We start from the raw sequence: 20,522 nt of genomic DNA on the forward strand, positions 1-20,522 counted from the left end.
CTACCAAATGCCAAAGACACAAGCAAAGCAATCTATGGCGTGATTCATAGCTCACAAGTGGGATTTGAATGTGGTGAGTAAGATTTTAACAAAACATTAAAGAGTTATAATCTAAAATCCAAAAGCGCGAAAATTAAGCGGTTTTAGATAAGATTCACGCGAATCTAAAAAAAATATTAAGGTAGTGAAAAATGAAAAAACTAATAATTTTATGCCTACTATGCTTTGCACCAAGCAATGCCTTTATAGAAACCTTGCCATCACAAGAGGAAATAGAATCTAAACCATTGCTTTATAGCCCAAATACCACGCAAATAAACGGCGAAACATTATTCTTTAACGATTTGCGACAAAATCCCACATTGCCCAAAGGGCTAAAACCGCTTGTATTGACAAAAAGCACAAAGGATTTTACAAATAGCCAAAAACAAGGCGCAAATACATATCATCGCTTTGAGGGGGATTTGGAGGTTAGAGGCGTTTTGCAATATGCTATGAGTGCGGATTATAGCGGATTTTATCAAGAGTGGATTTTGTTTTTTGATGAGCCTTATTATATGCAAAATCTCATTCCCAAAAATAAGCCATATCCAAGCAAAACAGACATTTTCCCATATAGCGCGTATATGAGTATCAAAAATCATCAACTACCAAAAGAACTTTATGATTTGGCTAGTAAAAATCCTTTGTCTATCATCGGTGTGCGTGTGAGTGCGAGGCTAAAAACATTAGATATTACCACAGGCGATGGCGATGAGTGGAGATTTTTTGGAGAGATACAAAATTTACAACCCATAGGCAAAACATTTGTCAAATATCCTAATAGATTAGAATTGTATGTTTTAGGTGCGAATGGGGAGGCGATTTTGGCTTATGCCTCCAAAGATTCTTATGTCAATCTACGCGAATCGCCAAATGGGAAGATTCTCTATGCGATACAAAAAAATGATATGCCTAGCAATGTTTGTGAATATGCAAAATACAAAACAAACAAAGGAGTAATTATATTTTTAGGCAAAGATTCTGCCAATCCCAAATGGTATAAAATCGCCTATATCCCACCAAATGCCAAAGACACAAGCAAAGCAATCTATGGCGTGATTCATAACTCACAAGTGGGATTTGAATGTGGTGAATGATTTAAAGTTAGAATCTCAATCCAAAAGCACGAAAATTAAGCGATTTTAGATAAGATTCACGCGAATCTAGTGAAAGTCTAAAAATGGAGTGAAACAATGAAAAAATCAGTATTTGCATTACTTGTATTGTTTAATTTCTCATATAGTGAAACGGGCAGATTCTATGGCGATGACATTTCTAACTACAAAGGAGATTATTATAATGATGAAACATTTTGGGGTAAAATATTTGTAGAAAATCCCGCTCGCTGTGATGATGAAAAAGCTGGCGGAGAATACCTTAAATTTAGCGATGCAAAAGAAAGGATTTTACATTATTATGAGCATACTTATAAAATATTTGATTTATGGAGCGAAGATGCGTATGGCGGAAGACAGATTGTATTACTGACGATAGATATAAAAAAATATAAACATGGCGATGATTTAGAGTATATTAAACACCAAATGATTGATGAACGCATAGGGTTATTTATCAATAAAGATGGGAAAATAACAATATCTACCATAAATGATAATACGCTAGATGTCGGCGATACCCCAACATATCTGTATGTTTGTCCCACTAAATAAAATAACCATAAGGACAAGTATGAGCAAAAATTTATCTTGCGCTTCACAAGCCTTTTGTAGTCCCAAATCACAAGCCATTTTAGGCAATGTTTTATCATTGCGACATTGCGATTCTAGCTTTACTATTTCATCACTTGTTTTGCCCGTGTATGCGCCCTTTTGCGTGGCGTCATCGTTGATATTGTCCGCAGACGCAAATATTGCAAAACCTATGAAACCTATGAATCCTAAAGTTGCGAATCCTTAAAAAATACAAAACCCAAAATCAAAGAGTTCTTATTTTGCAAAATTTACGCCCTTTTTTTGCTCGTAGCGATAAGCTCGCTTCTTAGCCACCTACACATTAAACCGAAAGTGCATTATGTCGCCATCTTGCACGACATAGTCCTTGCCCTCGCTTCGCATTGCGCCCGCTTCTTTTGCCTTTGCCTCGCCTCCGTATTTGATAAAATCATCATAGCTAATCGTCTCCGCACGGATAAAGCCTTTTTCAAAGTCGTTGTGGATTACTCCTGCGGCTTGCGGGGCTTTGCTCCCACGCGCTATCGTCCAAGAGCGCACTTCTTGCACGCCTGCGGTGAAGTAGCTAATAAGCCCAAGTTTTTTAAAGCCTAAGCGGATAATCTGCTCTAGCCCAGATTCTCCCACGCCTAGCTCGCGTAAAAACTCTGCCCTCTCTTCCTCGCTTAAACCCACCATTTCCTCTTCGATTTTGGCGCATAGCTTTATCGTTTCAAATCCCTGCTTTGCGCCATATTCGCGCACTTTTTTCACATATTCATTCTCACTTGCTAGCTCGCCCTCACTCACATTTGCACCATAAATCACCTCTTTGGCACTTAAAAACCTTAGCTCTTTATTTAAAATCTCATATTCTTTGCTCGCAGATTCTGCGAAACTTCTCGCAGGATTATTTCCTTCCAAATGCGCTAGCAACGCCCTTGCACATTCTAAAATCTTGCCCGCGTCTTTGCTTGCCTTTGCCTCGCGCTCTAGCTTGCCAATTCGCTTTAGCAAGGTGGCAATGTCGGCTAAAATTAGCTCTAGCTCGATGATTTCTATATCGCCTAGCGGGTCGATACGATTTTCAATATGCGTAATGTCAGAATCTTCAAAACACCGCACGATGTGCAAAATCATATCCGCTTCTTTAATGTTTGCCAAAAATTGATTGCCAAGCCCCTCGCCCTTGCTCGCCCCGCGCACAAGCCCCGCAATATCGACAAACTCGATTTGAGAATGCAAAATCCGCTGTGGATTTACGATTTTTGCTAGCTCGTTTAGTCGCGTATCAGGCACTTCGACAATGGCTTTGTTTGGCTCAATCGTGCAAAATGGATAGTTCGCGCTTTGGGCGTTTTGCGCTTTTGTCAGGGCGTTAAAGGTGGTGGATTTGCCGACATTTGGCAAGCCCACTATGCCGATAGATAATCCCATTTTGCGCCCTTATTTGGATTTTTTGGGAGGGGTTTTTGGCTGCTTTGATAGGGGCTTAACTTGCTTAGAGTTGCGCGCAGGCGATTTTTGCTTAGAATCTCGCGCGTAATTATCTAAGATAAATTCCACTCCCATTCGCACGCCAGCCCCGCTCGCGCCATAGGGGTTTATATCCCATTCTTTCTCTACAAACGCAGGTCCTGCAATGTCAATGTGAAGCCATTTGTCCTTATACTCATCGCGGATAAATTCGCCCAAAAACATTCCCGCGCTTATCGCACCGCCATAGCGCGAAGAGGCTGCGTTGCTGACATCGGCGATTTTGGATTCTATGAGTTTGCCTATGTGGCGGTTAAATGGCAGGCATGCGACTAGCTCACCACTTTTTAGCGCGGATTTTTCAAACGCCTCTTTGAGATTCTCATTATAGCCCATTATCCCGCTTGTGTATTCGCCTAGCCCCACTACGCACGCGCCTGTGAGCGTGGCAAAATCAATCAGCACATCAGGGGCTAAATCTTGGGCGTAAGAGAGGCAATCAGCAAGGACTAATCGCCCCTCTGCGTCCGTGTTTTTGACTTCGATAGTTACGCCCTCGCGTGAGAATAGCACATCATCGGGCTTGTAGGCATTGCCACCTATCATATTTTCAGCCGCCCCCAAAATCGCTTCTACTTGCACTTGTGCGTTTAGCTGGGCTAGGACATTTATGATTCCTAGCACGGCGCACGCCCCGCTTTTATCGGCTTTCATCGTTGTCATATAGTCTGCTGGCTTTAGGCTAAGCCCTCCGCTATCATAGGTTAGCCCCTTTCCTACAAGGACGATTTTTGGAAGTTTTGTTGCGTTTTTGGTAGAATCTTTTGGCGTGTAGCTTAGGTGGATAAGTCGCGGGGGTTTATCCGAAGCGCGAGCGACTGCCAAAAACGCCTCCATTTTTTCTTTTTTCAAGTAGTCTTGTGTTAGGATTTTGCATTTGATTTTTGCTTTTGTGGCGATTTCTTGGGATTTGTCGGCTAGATATTTGGGGGTGGCTGTTTGTGGAGGTGTGTTTATCAAATCACGCACAAAGTTTATGGTTTCTGCCAAAATCTTAGCTTTTTTAGATTCTGCTAATGCGTGATTTATGGCGATTTTCTCGCCACTAAAACACTCATTAGAGACAAAAAGCGTTTTTAAGATATTGTCTTTTTTGCTTTTTTTGTATTGATTAAAGCTATATCCGCCAAGCAACGCACCTAGCACAAAATCCACTCTTTCTTTGTCGCCATAAAAGCCGATTTTGGCACTGCTAAAAGGATAGTTTTTTAGTGCGCGCATAGCAGTCGCGCCCGCTTCGCGCAAGCTATCTTGGCAGATTTTGCCATTTTTTTTGGTGGTGATTGGGATATATAGCGTTTTTTCCTCTTGCAAAAAAAACGGCGAATCGCCCTTGTATCCAAAAGATTCTAGGGCTTTTGCGTTTATCCATTTGTGTTTTGGGATTTTTGGTTGATTAGATTTTGTGGTGCTAGAATCGCTAGATTCTTTTGGCACAAGCACGATAGAGGCTTGCGCATTGTTGATTTTTAAAAACTCTTTGTCGATAAATTCGACATTTGGCATTTGGTTTGTCATTGTTGCTCCTTTGTTAGATTTTGGGTGTTTTAGGCAAGGTTAGGATTTTGTATTTTGTTTGCTTTGCGCGCTATCTAGCTGTTTTTGGAGTTTGTTTATGTGTTTGTCGATTTTGCGCGTGCGAGAGCTAAAAAACCACAGCACACCGCCCAAAAACACTCCTGCAAGCAATATGAAAATATATGGGTGGCTTTTAAAAGTCTGCAAAATGTCTAAAATCTGCTCGCCCAAAAGCCACGCTAGCGTAATGGTAATCGCTGCCCATATCCACGCACTTAGCAGGTTTATGATGGCAAATTTTAGCGCGTTGTATCGCGTGATGCCTATGCTAATGGGGATAATGGTGCGCATACCATACATATATCGTTGGATAAAAATAATGCTCCAGCCGTATTTTTGAAGCAATAAATGTGCTAGGGCTAGTTTGCGTCTTTGGGAGATTAGGCGATTTTGGATATAGTCTTTGTTAAATCGTCCTATGTAGAAGTAGATTTGGTCGCCTGCAAATCCCCCAAGCCCCGCGACAAAAATCGCTAAAAATACATTCAAATGTCCCGTGTGTGCGGCAATCCCTGCAAAAATCAGCCCTAGCTCGCCCTCTAGCACGCTCCAAAAAAACAAAATCACATAGCCCCATTTTTCTACATAAGTATCCCAGATTTCAATGATTGTCTCTTCTAGTGAAAAATCGCTTTTTTGCGCATAAAAAAGCACTGCTCCCACGCCACATAGCACGATTAGGGCTATGATAATGCTTTTTGCGTGGGGTTTTATTTTTTGGGCTAGTTTTTGAGCTAATTGAGCTAAATGGTAGGCTAGGGCGTTCATTTTGATTCTCTTTGTTTTTATAGCTCTAAAAGGGCGAAGCTAGGGGATTTTAGCGTGGGGGAAAATTCGCTTTTTAGGGCGATTAAAAAGCAGGATTCTAGCACTTTGCCATCTGCTTTTTGGACTAGATTTATGCTCGCATTTGCCGTGCCACCTGTGGCTAGCAAATCATCTACAAGCAAAATCAGTGGGGAATTTTTATCGTTTGATTGGCTAGATTTTGCGCTATTTTGGCTAAATGGCACAAATGCGTCCGTGTGGATTTCTAGCGTGTCTGTGCCGTATTCTAAATCATAGCTTTCTTGGTAGGTTTGGCAGGGGAGTTTGCCTTTTTTGCGAATGGGGACAAAGCTAACGCCTAGCGCGTAAGCTAGCGCACTGCCAAATACAAATCCCCTAGATTCTATGCCAACAATGTGGGTTAGCCCTTTGCCCTCATAGCGAATGCGTAAAAAATCTATGAGTTGCTTAAAGCATTCTTTATTGCCTAAAATCGTGGTTATATCACGAAACATTATGCCTTTTTTTGGGTAGTCTGGGATAGTTCGTAGGTTTTTTAGGAGGGTTGATTCTAGCTGTTTTTGTAAGTCATTTAGTGAGGTATTATCATTTGGCATAGTGTGGGATTCCTTATGGTTTGGGTTTTGGCTAGGCTACAAAAGAGCTTCGATTTTGGTTTCTAAATCTTTGATTTTGGTTTTGTATTTGTCTGTTTCTACGCGATATTGAGAATTGCGGTGTTTGAGGGATTTTATTTCATTGCGAAGAGAGTTCATCTCTTGGGTTAGTATATCGATATTTCCTAATGCCCTTTGGAGCTGGAGCTGGTGTTTTTGGATAAGGATTTCGGCTTCTTGGAGGGTTAGCTTCATCGCGGCGGCGTTGCGCTCTTCTTTTTGGGCTACGGATTTATAAAACATTGTCTTAGCAATCATATACAGCACAAATAGCACAAATACCGTGCCTATAAACCATTTTAGTGCTAAATCCATTTTGCTTCCTTTTTTGTTTTTATTTGCGTTATTGGTCGCTAAATCGCTCGATTTTATCTATCCTGCGTGCGTGTCGTCCCCCCTCAAACTCGCTAGCAAAAAATGCTTCTAAAATCGATTCTACCTCGCCTTGCCCGCTTATCCTAGCACCTAGACATAGCACATTTGCGTCATTGTGCATTCGGGTGATATGTGCCATATACGCGCTTGTGCAAAGGCTAGCGCGGATACCCACAAAGCGATTTGCGCTTATGCTCATACCTATGCCACTCCCGCAGATTAAAATCCCAAAAACATTTTTTTCATCTTTTTTGTTGCATTCTAGCATTTTTTTGCATAGATTTTGTGCGAAATCTGCATAATCCACGCTTTGCGTAGAATCTACCCCCAAATCAAAAAGCACTTCTTCTTTTTGGCTAAAATATTTTTTGACAAATTCTTTTAGCTCAAATCCTGCGTGGTCGCACGCAATGTAGATTTTGCGATTTTGTGTTGGATTTTGTGAGTTTTTGGATTTTGTTGTGTGTTGCATTTTTTACCATTTTTTGTGTTTTTATTTGTGAGAATGTATGCCCTCTAAAATCTACGCCCCGAGCAAAAACATAAGCAAAATTTTAGCAGGATAAAATATAATATTTGCCAAATATGGCACAAATAATATGCCGATGATGATAAACATACCAAATGGCGCGATTTTTTGCAATAGTGTCGCTAGGCTGGTAAGCCCAAATTTTAGCGCACCAAAAAGCACGACTTGAGAGCCATCTAGAGGTGGGATTGGCAGGAGGTTAAACACGCATAAAATCACATTGTATTTGATAGAAGCGACAAGAAAAAGCGCGATACTTAGCCCGATGATGCTATCTATCTCATCAAATGCCCCGCTAAAAAGTAGCAGTGAGGCAAGCAGGGCTAAGGCTAGGTTGTAGCTAACGCCTGCTAGGGCTACACCGCAAGCTGCGCCATATCCGCGATAGTTGATGATGAGGGGGATATTTATAGGCACGGGCTTTGCCCAGCCAAAAAGAAAAGGTGCACTAGTGAAAATCAAAATAGCAGGGAGGATAATGCTACCTAGTAAATCTAGGTGTTTTATGGGGTTTATGGATAATCTACCCTCGCTTTTTGCCGTGTCATCGCCATAATGATATGCGACAAGTCCGTGCATAATCTCATGTCCAATAATGCCTACCAAAAGGGCTAGGACGCTAACAGAGATTTTTAAAACCTGCTCTATGCTAAAACTTGTGCCAAAAACAGAATCTAAAAAATCCATATTAGCAACACAAAATCCATTTGATTTTAGTCTTTTTTGTAGCGCATATATGTGGGAATGTCATAGTTGATTTTCGTATCGCCACCGCTTACAAGTAACAATGAGCTTAAATCCCCTAGCTCATTTTGTGGTTCATTTTTTGTCGTTGTTGCTTCTTTTGTAGCATTGCTTGTCGTAGAATCTGCGTGTGGGCTTGAAATCGTAGGCTTTGATAGCCCTGTGGCAATGACTGTTACGCGCACGCAATCTTTGCTTCTGTTGTCGTCAAAATGTGTTCCTTCGATGACTTCTGCATTCTCATTGTTGATAGCTTCTTTTATAAATTGCGCGGCTTCATCGATTTGTGTGAACGAGTAGTCTGGGTGTATTTCATAATAAGTGATTACGCCTTTTGCATTTGCTATGGATAGATTATCTAGCAGTGGTGAGTTTATCGCATTTCGCACGGCTTCTATGCAGGCATCATCTCCGCTTGCCTCCCCGATACTCATTAGGGCTAGCCCCTGCCCACTGATGATTTTTCTAATGTCGGCAAAATCCACATTTATATCATATTGTCCGCTGTTTAGGACTACGCCTGAGATTCCGTTAGCGGCGTTGATTAGGACTTTGTTTATGAGGGAGTAGGCTTCTCTCATTCCTGTGTTTTTGCTTACGACAGAGAGTAGCTTTTGGTTTGGCACGACTATGAATGAATCACAGATTTTGCTAAGGGATTCTAGCCCTGATTCTGCGCGCTTATGTCGATTTTCGCGCACAAAAGGTTTTGTAGCGATAAGCACGGTAAGTGCGCCTAGCTCTTTTGCGATTCTAGCGACTACGGGTGCTGCACCTGTGCCTGTGCCTCCGCCAAGCCCCACACAGATGATAACCATATCAGAACCCTCCAAATTTTTTCTAATCTCATCTTTGCTTTCCTGTGCGGCTTTTTCGCCTACTTCATCATCTGCGCCTGCGCCTAGTCCTGCGGTGGTTTTTTCGCCTAGCTGGATTTTTTGCGGGACAGAAGAAGAATTTAGGGCTTGTATGTCGGTGTTGGCTATGATGATTTTTAAGTCTTGGTGCGCGCCTTGATTATACAAGTCTGTAACCATATTTGAGCCACCGCCACCTACGCCGATTATGGTGATTTTGGGTCCTTTTTGGTGGTTGATTTCTTTGATTTCTGTGATGTCTATGTCTGCCATTTTGTGTCCTTTCTTAGAATAGTTTTTTGCCTGCTTTGTCTAGCCAGCTAGTAACTTTGCCAAATAAGCTATCATTTTTTTGCTGTGCTATCCATTGTTGCTCCATCGTGCGTCTCTCTTTGTCTTCGAGTAAATCCTCCTTTAAGTCGGTTAAGTCTGTGCTTTTTATGTTGACGCTATCATAGCTTGATTGCCCGTATCCTCCTTGTGGGTGAAATGATGGCATTTGAGGGGTTTCCTCTAAATCTCTAGATTCTTTGTAGCAAATATTTCCTTTAGAATCTTTTTCATAATTTGTGCGCTTGCCTGAGCCATACCATATAAGCCCTAGCACTGTGGCATAAGCTGGGCTTCTTAGCTCATCAAAAAGCCCTGACATTTCGGTGGGTTTGCCTATGCGAGTTGGCATTTTTTGGAAAAAGACTTTACTTGCAAAATCCCTAATCCCATTCATTTGCATTATCCCGCCTGTAAGCACTATGCCTGCTCCTAGCATATCTTTTAGCCCGCTTACTTCGATACATTTTCCTAATACCCCAAAGGTTTCTACTGCGCGAAGTCTAGCCACTTTTTGCGCTTCATTTAGCTCGGCAAAATGCACTTCTTCATCGCCACTCATTGATGGGACTTCTATGCGTCTATTTTCTTCATTTGCCATAAGGTCTATGTAGTTGATTTTTACTTCTTCTGCTGCTGCAGGTTTGGTCTGGAGAAGATGGGCTAAATCCTGCGTAAAATGGATACCACCCACACCCAAAAAGCTATTATAACGCATCGCGTTGCCATCGTGTATCATCATCTCGCAAGTCCCGCCACCCATATCGATACAAGCCACACCTAGCTCTTTTTCATCATCGCTTAGCACGCTAATAGACGCCGCATAAGAGGATAGGACAAAGTTTTCCACCTCTACTCCTGCTAGGCGAATGGTTTTTTTGAGATTGTCTAGGCTAGAGCGTTGTGCCATAACGATATATACAAATACCTGTATGCGCGTGCCTGTCATACCCATAGGGTCTTGGACATAGTCTTGCTCATCAAGTTTGAAACGATATGGCAGGACATGCAAGACTTCAAATTCTGGTGGTATAGATGCGTTATACACGGCATTTGAAATGGCTTTGCTGATTTCTTTGAGCGTGATTTCTCCATCTGTATTATACACGCCATCGCTTCCTATACTGCGCGTGTAAGCACCTGAAACAGATACGATAGCTTTGGTTAGTGCGTCTGTTTCAGCCATTCTTTTTGCGTCATCAATCGCGGCTTTTATGGTGGTGCTAGCTAGCTCTATGTGCGTGATAAGCCCTTTTTTGACACCATAGGATTTTTGGTTGCCCATACCGATGATGTGGGGCGTATTATCCTCTCGCACATCAGCGATGACGGCGCAAATCTTGCTAGAGCCTATGTCAATGCCTAAAATATGCTGTCCCATTTATGTCCTCTCTAGCGTTAAATGTAACGCTTTATGGCGTATTTGTTTTTTAAAAAATTTGATACAAGATTTAGCATAGAATCTATTTTTCTATCGCTAGATATTGCATCGATTGTTTGAGATTGGCTAAAAGGCAATATTTTTTGTCCTACTACTCGGAATAAAAACGCGTTTTCTCCAATGAGCGTGTAGTTTGGATTTGTAGGGGTTTGATAAATCGCTTGCAATAATGACACAGAAGTGTAAAAATCAAGCCCTGCTATACTAAAATTTGGATTTTGGTTTAGCTCAATGAAGGAAAATTTCACGCCCACATTTTTGCCTTTAAATGTGCTTAGTCTGCTTTGGGCTAGGTTTGCTAGTTTTTGATTGCGCTCTTTTGCAATGTATTCTTTAGATATTTGTGAGCGCACTTCGCTATATGGTTTTGCTTGTGGGGCATTTTTTGACAAAATCTTTAGCGTGATAAAATCATCTCCTAGCTCGATAGGCTTGATAGTTGCACCTATGCCATTAGATTCTAGGGCAGAGAAAATCTCCTCGCTATATTGGCTAGAATCTTGGGAAATAAGAATCTTTTTGGCATTTTGCGGGATAGAATCTTTGCTCGCTTTTTTCAAAATAGCGGTGGATTTTAATGCTTCGCTTTTTGCTTGTTGTTTTTGGTAGGCACTTATTACTTGTGGTTTTATCTCATCGCTCATATTTTCGCCATTTGCGATGTAGTTTTTGGCATAAAAATCTTGCAAATCTTTATCATTATATGGTTGGTCGCTAGATTTTGTCGTGATAGCTAGGACTTCATAGCTTGGCGGGGTTTGATAATTTTGCTTATTTTGCTCATAAAATTCTTTTATGCTAGATTCATCTGCGCTCACAGATACGCTACTAGCAGGGATAATATCTAGCTCAATGCTATCTGCTATGCCCTCTAGCGCAAAAAATATCGCTTGCTTTTCTAGCGGGGTAGCGATATTTGGGATTTCAAATTGATTTTGTGGTATGTTTGGAAAAAGTAGGGTAAAGATTTTTTGGGATAGCAAATCATTGCGTATTTGCTCTTCAAAATCCCGCTTGCTTACGCGCTCTTGGGCTAGATACTGCTCGTAAGATTCTAGTGAAAATACTCCGTCTTTGTGAAAAAACTCGATGCTTTTGATTAAGTTCATCACTTCTTCATCGCTTATGCGAAGTCCTAGCTCTAAAGCGTAGTTGCGGATAAGGGCGTTTGATATGAGGTTTTCTAAAACTTGCCCTTGTAAGTTCATCTGCTGTGCTTGTGCTTCGTCAAAATTGCCACCTCTTTTTCGCACTTCGTTTTGAAAAATATTTTGATAAGTTGTGGAAAATTCATTTTTGCTAATGGTAATCTTGCCTACTTTTGCCACAGCATCAGCACCTAATGAATAATCCGCAGTCCCCCACATCACGCCACCAGCACCGATGAATGCAATAGCACTTATCCAAATTGTTATCACAAGCCATTTACGATGTTTTTGCATCCATTCAATCATTTTCAAATCCTAATCTAACGCCTAACACGCCTAAAATTTGGGGCATTATAACAAAAATTGTCTAATGTATGTTAGAAATTGGGCGAAAAATTGCGATAAATAGGCAAAATCTTTGCGTTTTTGCTGTGAGAATCTATATATAAAATCAATCACAACAAACACAAACAAAATCCACGCATAATCACAAAATGTAAAAAAAGAATAAAAAAGCGGACAAAAAAGCAAGAGAGTATCTAAAATCTAGCAAAAAGTGAGGCAAAAAAAATAGCAAAGTGAAGTAAAAAGTGATGGAAAAAAGTGAGTAAAAAGCGGACAAAAAAAGAGTAAAACTAAGTAAAAAAAACCAAAGATTTTGAGTAAAACTAGCTAGAATCCCTCGCAATTTCTAACAAAGCAAAAAGATTCTAGCAAATCTAGCAAAAGGCATTTTTTAGTCATTTGTCTCGTGTGCGCCGATTTCGATATATATTTCGATTTCGTCTTTTAGCGATGCTTCGGCTAATGCACTTTCATTGCCGATACCAAAATCTTTGCGGTTGATTTTGCCTTTTAGCTCGATGTTTATAAATTTTCTTTGTTTCATCGGGTCTTCTTCAGGTCCATTTAGCTCGTATTCAAACACGACAGATTTTGTAACGCCTCGAAGCGTCAAATCCGCAGTTAGCTTGTTGCCTTTGATGGATTTCATCACAAATTTCCCTTTTGGGAATTTTTCTACATTCAAAAACTCATCTTGGCGTAGGTGGTCATCGCGTTTTTGGTTTTTGGTGTCGATAGATTTCATATCCATTTCGCCATTTAGCACTTTGAGTGTCTTGGATTTTTCATCAAAATCCACTACGCCACTATAAGTAGTGAAATTGCCCTTAGTCTTGTTTATCATCATATATACGGCTTTAAACTCAAGGCTTGAGCGCGCTCTATCGATTTTGTATGGTTTGGCATCTAGCGCGCTTACGCTTAGAGCCAGCATAGAGCCAAATAAAACAACTTTGCCCATAAAAGCACAAATGGTGTGTTTGAAGTTTGTCATTGTGAATCCTTTTGGTGTGATTTGGGGGAGGAAATTTGGATTCTAACTAATGCAAATAAATAAAACAATAATAACGCAACATTTATGGGGATATATTAAGCAATGAGTAAAAAATGGAATATGAAAGAATAGAAAAAATTATGCAAACAAACGCGTGAACACAACGCGAAAATCACACTATCACAGAATGAAAATCACACTTTTATAGAATGTGGTAAAGCTACTTTTAGCAAAATTTTTAGTGAAACAAGTAAAACTAAAAACAATAAAACAAATAAAAAGGCAGAATCGATTTTGTAAAATTTGCTAAAAAACAAATTTAGATTTTTTAGATTCCACCTTTTATAGCGTTGATATGTGCTTGATACACGCATATCGCAAATGCAAAAAACGCGTAAAAACGCATATCAAGCCAAAAATTAAAGATTCTAAAATCTATTGCGCTTGGGCTTCGATTTGGATACGAATTTTTACTTCTTCGCCTATGCTTGCATTTGAAGTGTCTTTGCCCACTTCAAAATCCTTTCGATTTAGCTTGCCATCGAGTTTGATAGCAATGATTTGCTTTTTGCTGTGTTCATTTTCCACAGGTCCTTTTACTTCGTAGTCAAATACCACAGGCTTTGTGATTCCGCGAATCGTTACATCTGCGGTAAGTTTTTTGCCTTTGATAGATTTCATCTCAAGCGTAGCTTTTGGGAATTTTTTGACATCAAAAAAATCTGATTTTTTTAGATGTTCATCGCGCCCTTTGTTGTTTGTATCCACAGATTCGGTGTTGATTTCGCCTTTAAGCGCGGTTAGCATTTTTTTGGCAGGGTCAAAATCAATGCTCCCATCAAACTCATTAAACGCGCCATTTACTTCGCTAATCACCATATGCGAAGTGCTAAATCCTACACTTGAGTGTGCTTTATCCACCACATAAGGAGCGGCATTTGCTAGGCTTAGCGCAAGCGCAGAGCCAAAAAGAAGTGCTTTGCCAAAAAGGCTAAAAGAAAAGCTAGAGGCATTTGTGTGAAAGTTTTGTGTAGCGTTTGACATTGTGTTTTCCTTTAAGAAGTAGATTCTCTATGGCTGGCATAGAGTTGGGCTAGATTCTAGCCAAAAAAGTTAATCAAATGTCTAATATTTACATTTTTGTTTTGATTGTGTTTTTGCGTGTTTTGTATTTCATAGATTTTGATATAATGCGCTGTTTTATGCGAAGCGCATAATCTTTGCGAAGCGATATATAAATGAGAAAAACCCAAAATCTAAACCATAAAAATTTGATTTTAAGCATAGAAAGTAGCTGTGATGATAGCTCTTTGGCGATTACTGATATTGATAGTTGCGCGCTTATCTATCATCGCAAAATCTCTCAAGAAAGTGCGCACAACGCTTATGGTGGCGTAGTCCCAGAGATAGCCTCAAGGCTTCATAGCCAATCTTTGCCGCTTGTGCTAGCGGATTTGAGGGGATTTTTGGCACATAGATTTGATAAGCAAAATCCATTTAGCGCGGTTAGGGCAGTGGCTATCACCACCCAGCCCGGATTATCTGTAAGCCTTTTGCAAGGGCTAATGATGGCAAAAACACTAGCACAAAGCCTCCGCGTCCCAATCATTAGCATAAATCATCTAATCGGGCATTTTTACTCGCTTTTTATCGGCACAAAACATATCAAAATCCCAATGAGTGTCTTGCTCGTATCAGGCGGGCATACGCAGATTTTAGAAGCACACTCAACGCAGGATTTTAGGGTGGTTGCTACAAGCCAAGATGATAGCTTTGGGGAGTGTTTTGACAAAGTCGCAAAAATGCTAAATCTAGGCTACCCGGGAGGTAGCATAATCGAGCAATATGCCCTAAAATACAAAAAAGATTTTGCTAGCAAATGCGATACGCACGACATAGATGGACTATCCCCCCTGCCATTGCCCCTAAAACATAGCAAGGATTTAGCTTTTAGCTTTTCGGGGCTAAAAAACGCCACAAGGTTGCTGATAAACTCATTTTTAGATTCTAAATCCGCTAAAACTTCCAAAATCTCACGCACGCTAAATGAAAATAACTCCCTTAGTGAAATAGAAATCGCTCATATTTGTGCTTCCTTTCAGCAAGCTGCTATTGCGCATATTTGCGATAAACTTACCCGATATTTTTCTACAAAATCCGCGCAAAAAAATCCCATAAAAACGCTAGGAATCATAGGTGGTGCAAGTGCCAATCTAGCGTTAAGAAGCGCGGTTTTTGAGATTTGTGAGAGATTTGGGGCAGAGCTTATGCTAGCTCCGCTAGAGTTTTGCGCTGATAATGCCGCAATGATAGGCAGAGCAGGGATAGAGGAATACAAAAAAGGACATTTTAGCGATATAAAATCTTTGGAGATTTCGCCTAGAAATGAGTGCAAAATCTTAAAAAATATGACTACAAATCAAATGTAACAAAATCACAATTATCATTACTTACATTTTGACTCACATTTGCTACAATAGCGGCGCGAACAAACGCAAAATATCACTACAAATAAAGGAATACAAATGATACATGCAACAAAAAATGATTTTGCTAGCTTAATCACAGAAGGGCTATGCGTGGTAGAAATGAGTGCTAGTTGGTGTCCTGATTGCGTGCGGATAAAGCCTATTATGGAGAGTTTGGAGGGCGAGTATAAAGAAGTGAAATTTATCCTGCTAGATTTTGATAATAACGAAAAGCTAAAAGATGAGCTAGGGATTTACAAAATCCCAACGCTGATTTTTTATGCAAATGGCAAGGAAGTGGGAGAGAGAATCATCGAGCCAGATAGCAAAACCCCTATAAAAAACGTGCTTGATAGATTGATAAAACTAAGGTAGAGTTAAGTTTTGTGGGATTAAATTTTTGCAAGTGGCTGATTTTTGCGATGATTGATTTTTGCGAGAGTTAATTTTTTTCGATGGTTAATTTTTTGCAAGGGGTTAATTTTTGTAGTTGGGTAGTTGTTATTTTTCGTTGTTTAGTTTTTTGATTTTGGTTTTATAGATTGCCACGCGGATTTTATACAAAATCCGCTCGCAATGACAATGAAATGGCAATATTTTGGGATTCGCCCACCCTAACCCCATCGTGCTAAGGGAGTGGGAATACTAGTCATTGCAAGACTTACCAACAGCAAGTCGTGGCAATCCACAATTAAAAAATGCCAAATAACGCTCTTTTGCGATTTTTAGTCATAGATTGCCACGATTTTGCTAGCGCAAAATCTCGCAATGACGAACTAACATTGTCATACGGAGGTTTTTGCAAAAAAGCGAAGAAACTCAAGCTATTGATACAAACAGAGATATTTCGCTAGACGCTTAATTCTGTTTGAGTTTTGAATTTAGAGATACTTCGGTTTTGTGCAAAACCTCAGTATGACAAATTTTTTTATGGATTGCCACGAATCTAGCCTTTTTGACAAAAACCTAGAATCTCGCAATGACAATAATGCAAATTCTCGCAATGACAGATTTTCCCTCTCTTGCCAATGACAAAAGACACAATCACTAATCGTTGATTCCTAAAATCCGCGCAAAATAAGAAATTATGAAAAACATAATCAATTTACTTGACTTGTTTTTTTTTTTTTGTATAATCGACTCGCCACCTTGAGATAGATTCTCACATAAGGTGGCAAAATCTAAATCTTTTAATAAGGAGGTATTGAGATGAATAAAATCATTTCAACACTAACATTGAGTGCCTTTTTAGGCATTAGCGGGCTATCAGCAAATGGCGTTGGTTCTAAAGTAGAATCAACATTTACGCAAGCGGATTCTAACTTTCTTTTTGGCGAAAATGCTAAGAATCTAAATGTGCAAGTCTTATCTCAAGAAGAGCTAAAAGAAACCAAAGGCGAATTTTGGCCTGCCATAGGTGTTGCTTTTGGAATCTCTGCTGTTTCTTATGGGCTATGTGCGATTTTTAGCAAAGGCTGTCGTATTGACTTTAACTATGGACAAAGATTTTAATCTAGTGCCATAGTAGCAATACAAGATTATCCAACAATAAGCTAAGCAAGGAAGCAAAATCCTTGCTTAGCGCACAAAAAATCAAAAGGAGTCAAAAATGACATCATTAAAACCAATCAAACAACAAATGATTTTAGAGAAAAAACAAAGAGGATTTTATAAGACAATTTTTGCTACAAAAGTGCGCAAAATCCTTTTTGTTTTTGGTTTAGCTGGATTTTTTCTTAGCGACTCAAACGCAGTGGGACTATGCTTTGAAAATGATGAGGGGCATTGTCTAAGTGGTAGATTTGGCGTAGGTGCTAACTATTATGATTTCAATGCCAACACAGCTAAAGCGCAATCTTATGGTGGATTTATCAATGGTGAATTGATAGAATCTTACAAGCGATTTCAAGGGTTTATAGGTATTCGCTTAGGGCTTGGTAGCATTAAATATAGCGGGGCAACATTTGAAAATTTAGGCAAGCAACAAACTGCCATAAACACCGATGTAAAAATCAAACTTGGTGTAAATGTGCTAACAAAAAATATCCCGCTTTTTGTCAATCTAGTATTGGGCGATGATTATTTGAATGCAAGCGGCAACAAAAGCGGATTTAATAAAAACTTGCTATATTTGGGGCTAGAAGCACAGGGTAAAATTCCCATTGCTAGCAAATCTCGCATAGAATACTCCGCTGGTTTTAATGTCTTAAGTGGCTACTATGAGCTAGGCAGGACTTATGGCGCAAAATCTAACCTCAAAGGCTTTAGCTATAATATTGCCGCTTCGCTAGGGTTTGCTAAAGACATAGATGAGCGCAAAGAATGGTATATAAAAGCTATCGGCAAATACGAAAATCTAGCGCAAGGTAGCAATGTGCCTTTTTATGCGGATTACACCGACAATGCAAATCCTAGTAGTCGCAGAGGCTACCCCGCAAGTCAAAATTTTGGGATAATGATTGAGGCTGGGATTGGGTATTAGGCTTGTTGATGTTTGGTAAAATCATAATACTTTATAAAACAAACTTAAGGCTTTTATTGCATTTGCCACAAGATAAAACCTGCAAAATTATTGTGCTGTTATTTGCTGTTTTGGCACTTTGTGGCAATGCAGTCGCAAAATCCGTAAATGTCGATGAGATAATGACAAAAAGCAATGATTTAAAACTAAATCTTTCATTTTCTTATATCAATATTTTAAGCAAAAACGCCTTTAGCGCAAACGCACAAATTCCGCAAAATAACACCACGATTTCTATCCCTGCATTATAAAAAAACACCTTTTATTTTAAAAATACTTCTTGCACGCCACGCACAGAATTTATACAAAATATTTTCTCCGCATTTTGCAAATCTTGTAATTTTAAAACCTTTTCGCGCACGATTTTGTCGCGCAAAAAATATTTGCGTAACACGCCATTTAGTAGCCCGCTTTTTTGGCTTGGCGTGTAGAGATTTACGCCATTTTTTTCACGCGCCAAAATCACAATATTACTTCTGCTTCCCTCGCAGATTTCGCCATTTTCATTTAGGTAAATAAAATCAAAAATATTATTGCACCCTGTGGGAATCTGTGTGAAATGCTCCCTCAAAGTGCTTTTGTGATACAAAGCGTCATTGCGTGAATTTAGCTTGTTTTTAGCGATTTTTATCACGCTAGATTTTATCTGTGTAAATGGCAAAATCTCTATTTTTATTTCGCCATTTTTGTGCAACAACATTCGCAAGATTTTTGGTTTATTTTTGTTATTTTTATAGTTTAGATTTTGCCTTAGTTTTTGTAGCATTTTTGGTGGGAGATTTTGCCACGCATTTGTTTTTGTAGCTATCAAATCTAGCGGGTCAAATCTCATAAAATCACTGATATTTTTTGCTAAGATTGGTGGCTCAAAATTAACTTTATTTTGCGCTATATTTTCTAATCCAAACTTTTGCAAATCCAAAAAATTAAATCCTAAATCTTTGGCACTTTTTAGCATTCTAGCTAGATGCGCTTCTAGCAAAAAAGCACGATTATTTTTTATAAGCATTGTTTCGATTAGCGCAAAATCCTGCCTAAATAAAAAGCTAGATTTTAGCTCTAGCTCGGCTATTTCTTCGCTTAAAATCGAATCCCACACGACACCACTTCCCACGCCATATCGCCAAAAGTTTTCATTTTGTTTTCTAAAAAGTGTGCGAATCGGCACGCTAAAAGTTGCGTTTAGATTTTGTGTTTGTTCTGTGTGTTTTTTGCTTATTTTTTTATTTGTGTGGATTTCGCGCTTTTTGTTTTTTTGCGTGATAACCCCAATCGCACCGCAATAAATCCCACGCTCTCTTTTTTCTAGTTTTTTTATGATTTCTAAGCTAGATTTTTTGGGCGCACCGCTTATGCTCCCACAGGGAAAAAGTGCGCAAAAAATCTCATAAAGAGTGTCTTTATAATCGCTTAGTTTTAAGCAATTTTTTTGAGTGTCTAAAATCGTTTGTTTGTGCAAAGAAGCGGTGATTTTGGAAGTCATTTGATGCAGGGTTTTATAGGATTTTATTTGCAAAAGTTTGTAGCGCAAATTATGCGCGATTTTGTGCAAATCATTGCGGAGCAAATCTACAATCATCATATTTTCAGCCACATTTTTTTCATCATTTTGCAATGTCTTTTTATTGGCTTTATCTTTAGATTTTATGTCATCTCTAGGCATTGTGCCTTTCATTGGCTCTACTTTGATTTTCCGCCCTTTTAGTCGCAAAAATAATTCAGGCGAAAAAGAAGCTATTTCTACAAAAGGGGTTTGCAAAAATGCTTTGTATTTGGTATTTTGACGCGACAAAAGCAGGCTAAAAATCTCTAGCCCATTTAGCCTGCTTTGCAAATGCAATTCTTGCGTGTAGTTGATTTGATAAGTATCTCCATTTTTTAGCGCGTTTTTTATCGCGTTAAAATCTTTTGTATATCGGGCTTTATCTATATTTTGCAGGATTGTTGGCATAAAATTTGCACTAGATTTTGTGGCGATTTTTTGGCTAGATTTGTGGTTAGATTTTGCAAGTTTTGCTAGCTTTATTCGTTTGCTAAAAAGCCTAAAAAATATCAGCGGGATTTTAGATTTATTTCTAAAATCTACATAATCAAACGCCTTAAAATCTGCCTTATTATTTGCATTATCCAAATGAAAATCTAGCCCATATTCTAGGATTCCTAGCTCATAAGAGACAAAGCCCACAGCAAAGCTATTTTTATGAAGCGAAAGCATTTTTTGTATATTGATAAAAGTGTGCTTAGCCTTCGCTCTATCAAAACAAACAAAATCTAACATAGGTTCATAATATAAATGCTTCCCAAAAATCCAAAACTCCCCATAACGCGCTTTTAGCTTGTCAAAATCTATGTTGCTAAAATCTATCAAAATCACTCCCTTATGCTATTTAAAAAAAATGCCAAAAAAAAGCGCAAAAAATCAAAAAATTTACTTTATGTTTTAGCGTTTTTTGTTGCGTAATTTTTGTGCTTTTTCGTTAAATCGTGTTAAGTATTGTA

General features: G+C 39.2%; 23 protein-coding genes. 9 read left to right on the forward strand and 14 right to left on the reverse strand.

All coding sequences use genetic code 11. The features are described 5' to 3' along the window. Positions 1-191 precede the first annotated feature (191 nt). The 3 genes from ACWIUO_RS11355 to ACWIUO_RS11365 all read left to right on the forward strand — a co-directional run bounded on the left by ACWIUO_RS11355 (position 192) and on the right by ACWIUO_RS11365 (position 1,959). Positions 192-1,139 carry a hypothetical protein gene (locus ACWIUO_RS11355; RefSeq protein ID WP_454178003.1) on the forward strand — a complete coding sequence of 316 codons (948 nt, stop codon included), beginning with the start codon at positions 192-194 and terminating at the stop codon, positions 1,137-1,139. 126 nt (positions 1,140-1,265) lie between these two features. After that, positions 1,266-1,712 (forward strand): hypothetical protein, encoded by a 447-nt coding sequence (locus ACWIUO_RS11360; RefSeq protein WP_454178004.1) that lies wholly within the window; start codon positions 1,266-1,268, stop codon positions 1,710-1,712. 19 nt (positions 1,713-1,731) lie between these two features. Next, positions 1,732-1,959: a hypothetical protein gene (locus tag ACWIUO_RS11365; RefSeq protein WP_454178005.1), complete on the forward strand. Its 228-nt coding sequence runs from the start codon at positions 1,732-1,734 to the stop codon at positions 1,957-1,959. 89 nt (positions 1,960-2,048) lie between these two features. On the opposite strand, the gene ychF is transcribed toward ACWIUO_RS11365, so the two are convergent. From ychF to ACWIUO_RS11425, 12 genes are all read right to left on the reverse strand, one after another. After that, entirely contained in the window at positions 2,049-3,149 is a 1,101-nt protein-coding gene (gene ychF, locus ACWIUO_RS11370) for a redox-regulated ATPase YchF (protein ID WP_454178006.1), read from the reverse strand. A gap of 9 nt (positions 3,150-3,158) precedes the next feature. Next, complete coding sequence (locus ACWIUO_RS11375; protein ID WP_454178007.1) at positions 3,159-4,766, reverse strand: leucyl aminopeptidase; 1,608 nt, start codon at positions 4,764-4,766, stop codon at positions 3,159-3,161. Positions 4,767-4,805: 39 nt separating this feature from the next. Continuing rightward, the gene (locus ACWIUO_RS11380; RefSeq protein WP_454178008.1) at positions 4,806-5,594 is read right to left on the reverse strand and encodes a DedA family protein; all 789 of its coding nucleotides are present in this window, start codon (positions 5,592-5,594) and stop codon (positions 4,806-4,808) included. 17 nt (positions 5,595-5,611) lie between these two features. Beyond that, positions 5,612-6,211: an adenine phosphoribosyltransferase gene (gene apt, locus ACWIUO_RS11385; RefSeq protein ID WP_454178009.1), complete on the reverse strand. Its 600-nt coding sequence runs from the start codon at positions 6,209-6,211 to the stop codon at positions 5,612-5,614. Positions 6,212-6,247: 36 nt separating this feature from the next. After that, complete coding sequence (locus ACWIUO_RS11390; RefSeq protein ID WP_454173973.1) at positions 6,248-6,586, reverse strand: hypothetical protein; 339 nt, start codon at positions 6,584-6,586, stop codon at positions 6,248-6,250. Between the two features lie 28 nt (positions 6,587-6,614). Beyond that, complete coding sequence (gene rpiB, locus ACWIUO_RS11395) at positions 6,615-7,118, reverse strand: ribose 5-phosphate isomerase B (RefSeq protein ID WP_454178010.1); 504 nt, start codon at positions 7,116-7,118, stop codon at positions 6,615-6,617. Positions 7,119-7,169: 51 nt separating this feature from the next. After that, a complete protein-coding gene (locus tag ACWIUO_RS11400; RefSeq protein ID WP_454178011.1) occupies positions 7,170-7,862 on the reverse strand; it encodes a site-2 protease family protein in 693 nt (230 codons plus the stop codon). A 26-nt stretch (positions 7,863-7,888) separates the two neighbouring features. Next, the gene (ftsZ, locus tag ACWIUO_RS11405) at positions 7,889-9,049 is read right to left on the reverse strand and encodes a cell division protein FtsZ (RefSeq protein WP_454178012.1); all 1,161 of its coding nucleotides are present in this window, start codon (positions 9,047-9,049) and stop codon (positions 7,889-7,891) included. A gap of 13 nt (positions 9,050-9,062) precedes the next feature. Next, positions 9,063-10,487, reverse strand: coding sequence for a cell division protein FtsA (ftsA, locus tag ACWIUO_RS11410; protein ID WP_454178013.1), 1,425 nt, complete (start codon positions 10,485-10,487; stop codon positions 9,063-9,065). Between the two features lie 17 nt (positions 10,488-10,504). Continuing rightward, positions 10,505-12,001: a SurA N-terminal domain-containing protein gene (locus ACWIUO_RS11415; RefSeq protein WP_454178014.1), complete on the reverse strand. Its 1,497-nt coding sequence runs from the start codon at positions 11,999-12,001 to the stop codon at positions 10,505-10,507. A 430-nt stretch (positions 12,002-12,431) separates the two neighbouring features. Further along, positions 12,432-13,034: a YceI family protein gene (locus tag ACWIUO_RS11420; protein ID WP_454178015.1), complete on the reverse strand. Its 603-nt coding sequence runs from the start codon at positions 13,032-13,034 to the stop codon at positions 12,432-12,434. 435 nt (positions 13,035-13,469) lie between these two features. Then, on the reverse strand, positions 13,470-14,078 hold the full coding sequence (locus tag ACWIUO_RS11425; RefSeq protein ID WP_454178016.1) for a YceI family protein: 609 nt from the start codon (positions 14,076-14,078) through the stop codon (positions 13,470-13,472). Between the two features lie 227 nt (positions 14,079-14,305). On the opposite strand from ACWIUO_RS11425, the gene tsaD reads away from it, so the two are divergent. After that, positions 14,306-15,463 carry a tRNA (adenosine(37)-N6)-threonylcarbamoyltransferase complex transferase subunit TsaD gene (gene tsaD / locus ACWIUO_RS11430; RefSeq protein ID WP_454178034.1) on the forward strand — a complete coding sequence of 386 codons (1,158 nt, stop codon included), beginning with the start codon at positions 14,306-14,308 and terminating at the stop codon, positions 15,461-15,463. Positions 15,464-15,559: 96 nt separating this feature from the next. Further along, on the forward strand, positions 15,560-15,877 hold the full coding sequence (locus ACWIUO_RS11435) for a thioredoxin family protein (protein WP_454178017.1): 318 nt from the start codon (positions 15,560-15,562) through the stop codon (positions 15,875-15,877). Between the two features lie 126 nt (positions 15,878-16,003). Here ACWIUO_RS11435 and ACWIUO_RS11440 read toward each other — a convergent pair whose 3' ends face one another. After that, the gene (locus ACWIUO_RS11440) at positions 16,004-16,126 is read right to left on the reverse strand and encodes a hypothetical protein (protein ID WP_454178018.1); all 123 of its coding nucleotides are present in this window, start codon (positions 16,124-16,126) and stop codon (positions 16,004-16,006) included. 74 nt (positions 16,127-16,200) lie between these two features. On the opposite strand from ACWIUO_RS11440, the gene ACWIUO_RS11445 reads away from it, so the two are divergent. The 4 genes from ACWIUO_RS11445 (at position 16,201) to ACWIUO_RS11460 (ending at position 18,274) form a co-directional block, all read left to right on the forward strand. After that, positions 16,201-16,356, forward strand: a complete 156-nt coding sequence (locus ACWIUO_RS11445; protein ID WP_454178019.1) for a hypothetical protein — start codon at positions 16,201-16,203, stop codon at positions 16,354-16,356. A 355-nt stretch (positions 16,357-16,711) separates the two neighbouring features. Then, positions 16,712-17,014: a hypothetical protein gene (locus ACWIUO_RS11450; protein ID WP_454178020.1), complete on the forward strand. Its 303-nt coding sequence runs from the start codon at positions 16,712-16,714 to the stop codon at positions 17,012-17,014. Positions 17,015-17,111: 97 nt separating this feature from the next. Beyond that, complete coding sequence (locus tag ACWIUO_RS11455) at positions 17,112-17,984, forward strand: hypothetical protein (RefSeq protein ID WP_454178021.1); 873 nt, start codon at positions 17,112-17,114, stop codon at positions 17,982-17,984. An 8-nt stretch (positions 17,985-17,992) separates the two neighbouring features. After that, positions 17,993-18,274 carry a hypothetical protein gene (locus tag ACWIUO_RS11460; RefSeq protein WP_454178022.1) on the forward strand — a complete coding sequence of 94 codons (282 nt, stop codon included), beginning with the start codon at positions 17,993-17,995 and terminating at the stop codon, positions 18,272-18,274. 11 nt (positions 18,275-18,285) lie between these two features. Here ACWIUO_RS11460 and ACWIUO_RS11465 read toward each other — a convergent pair whose 3' ends face one another. Continuing rightward, positions 18,286-20,391: a bifunctional chorismate-binding protein/class IV aminotransferase gene (locus ACWIUO_RS11465; RefSeq protein WP_454178023.1), complete on the reverse strand. Its 2,106-nt coding sequence runs from the start codon at positions 20,389-20,391 to the stop codon at positions 18,286-18,288. Between the last annotated feature and the right edge of the window lie 131 nt (positions 20,392-20,522).

The organism is Helicobacter sp. T3_23-1056 (assembly GCF_053654535.1).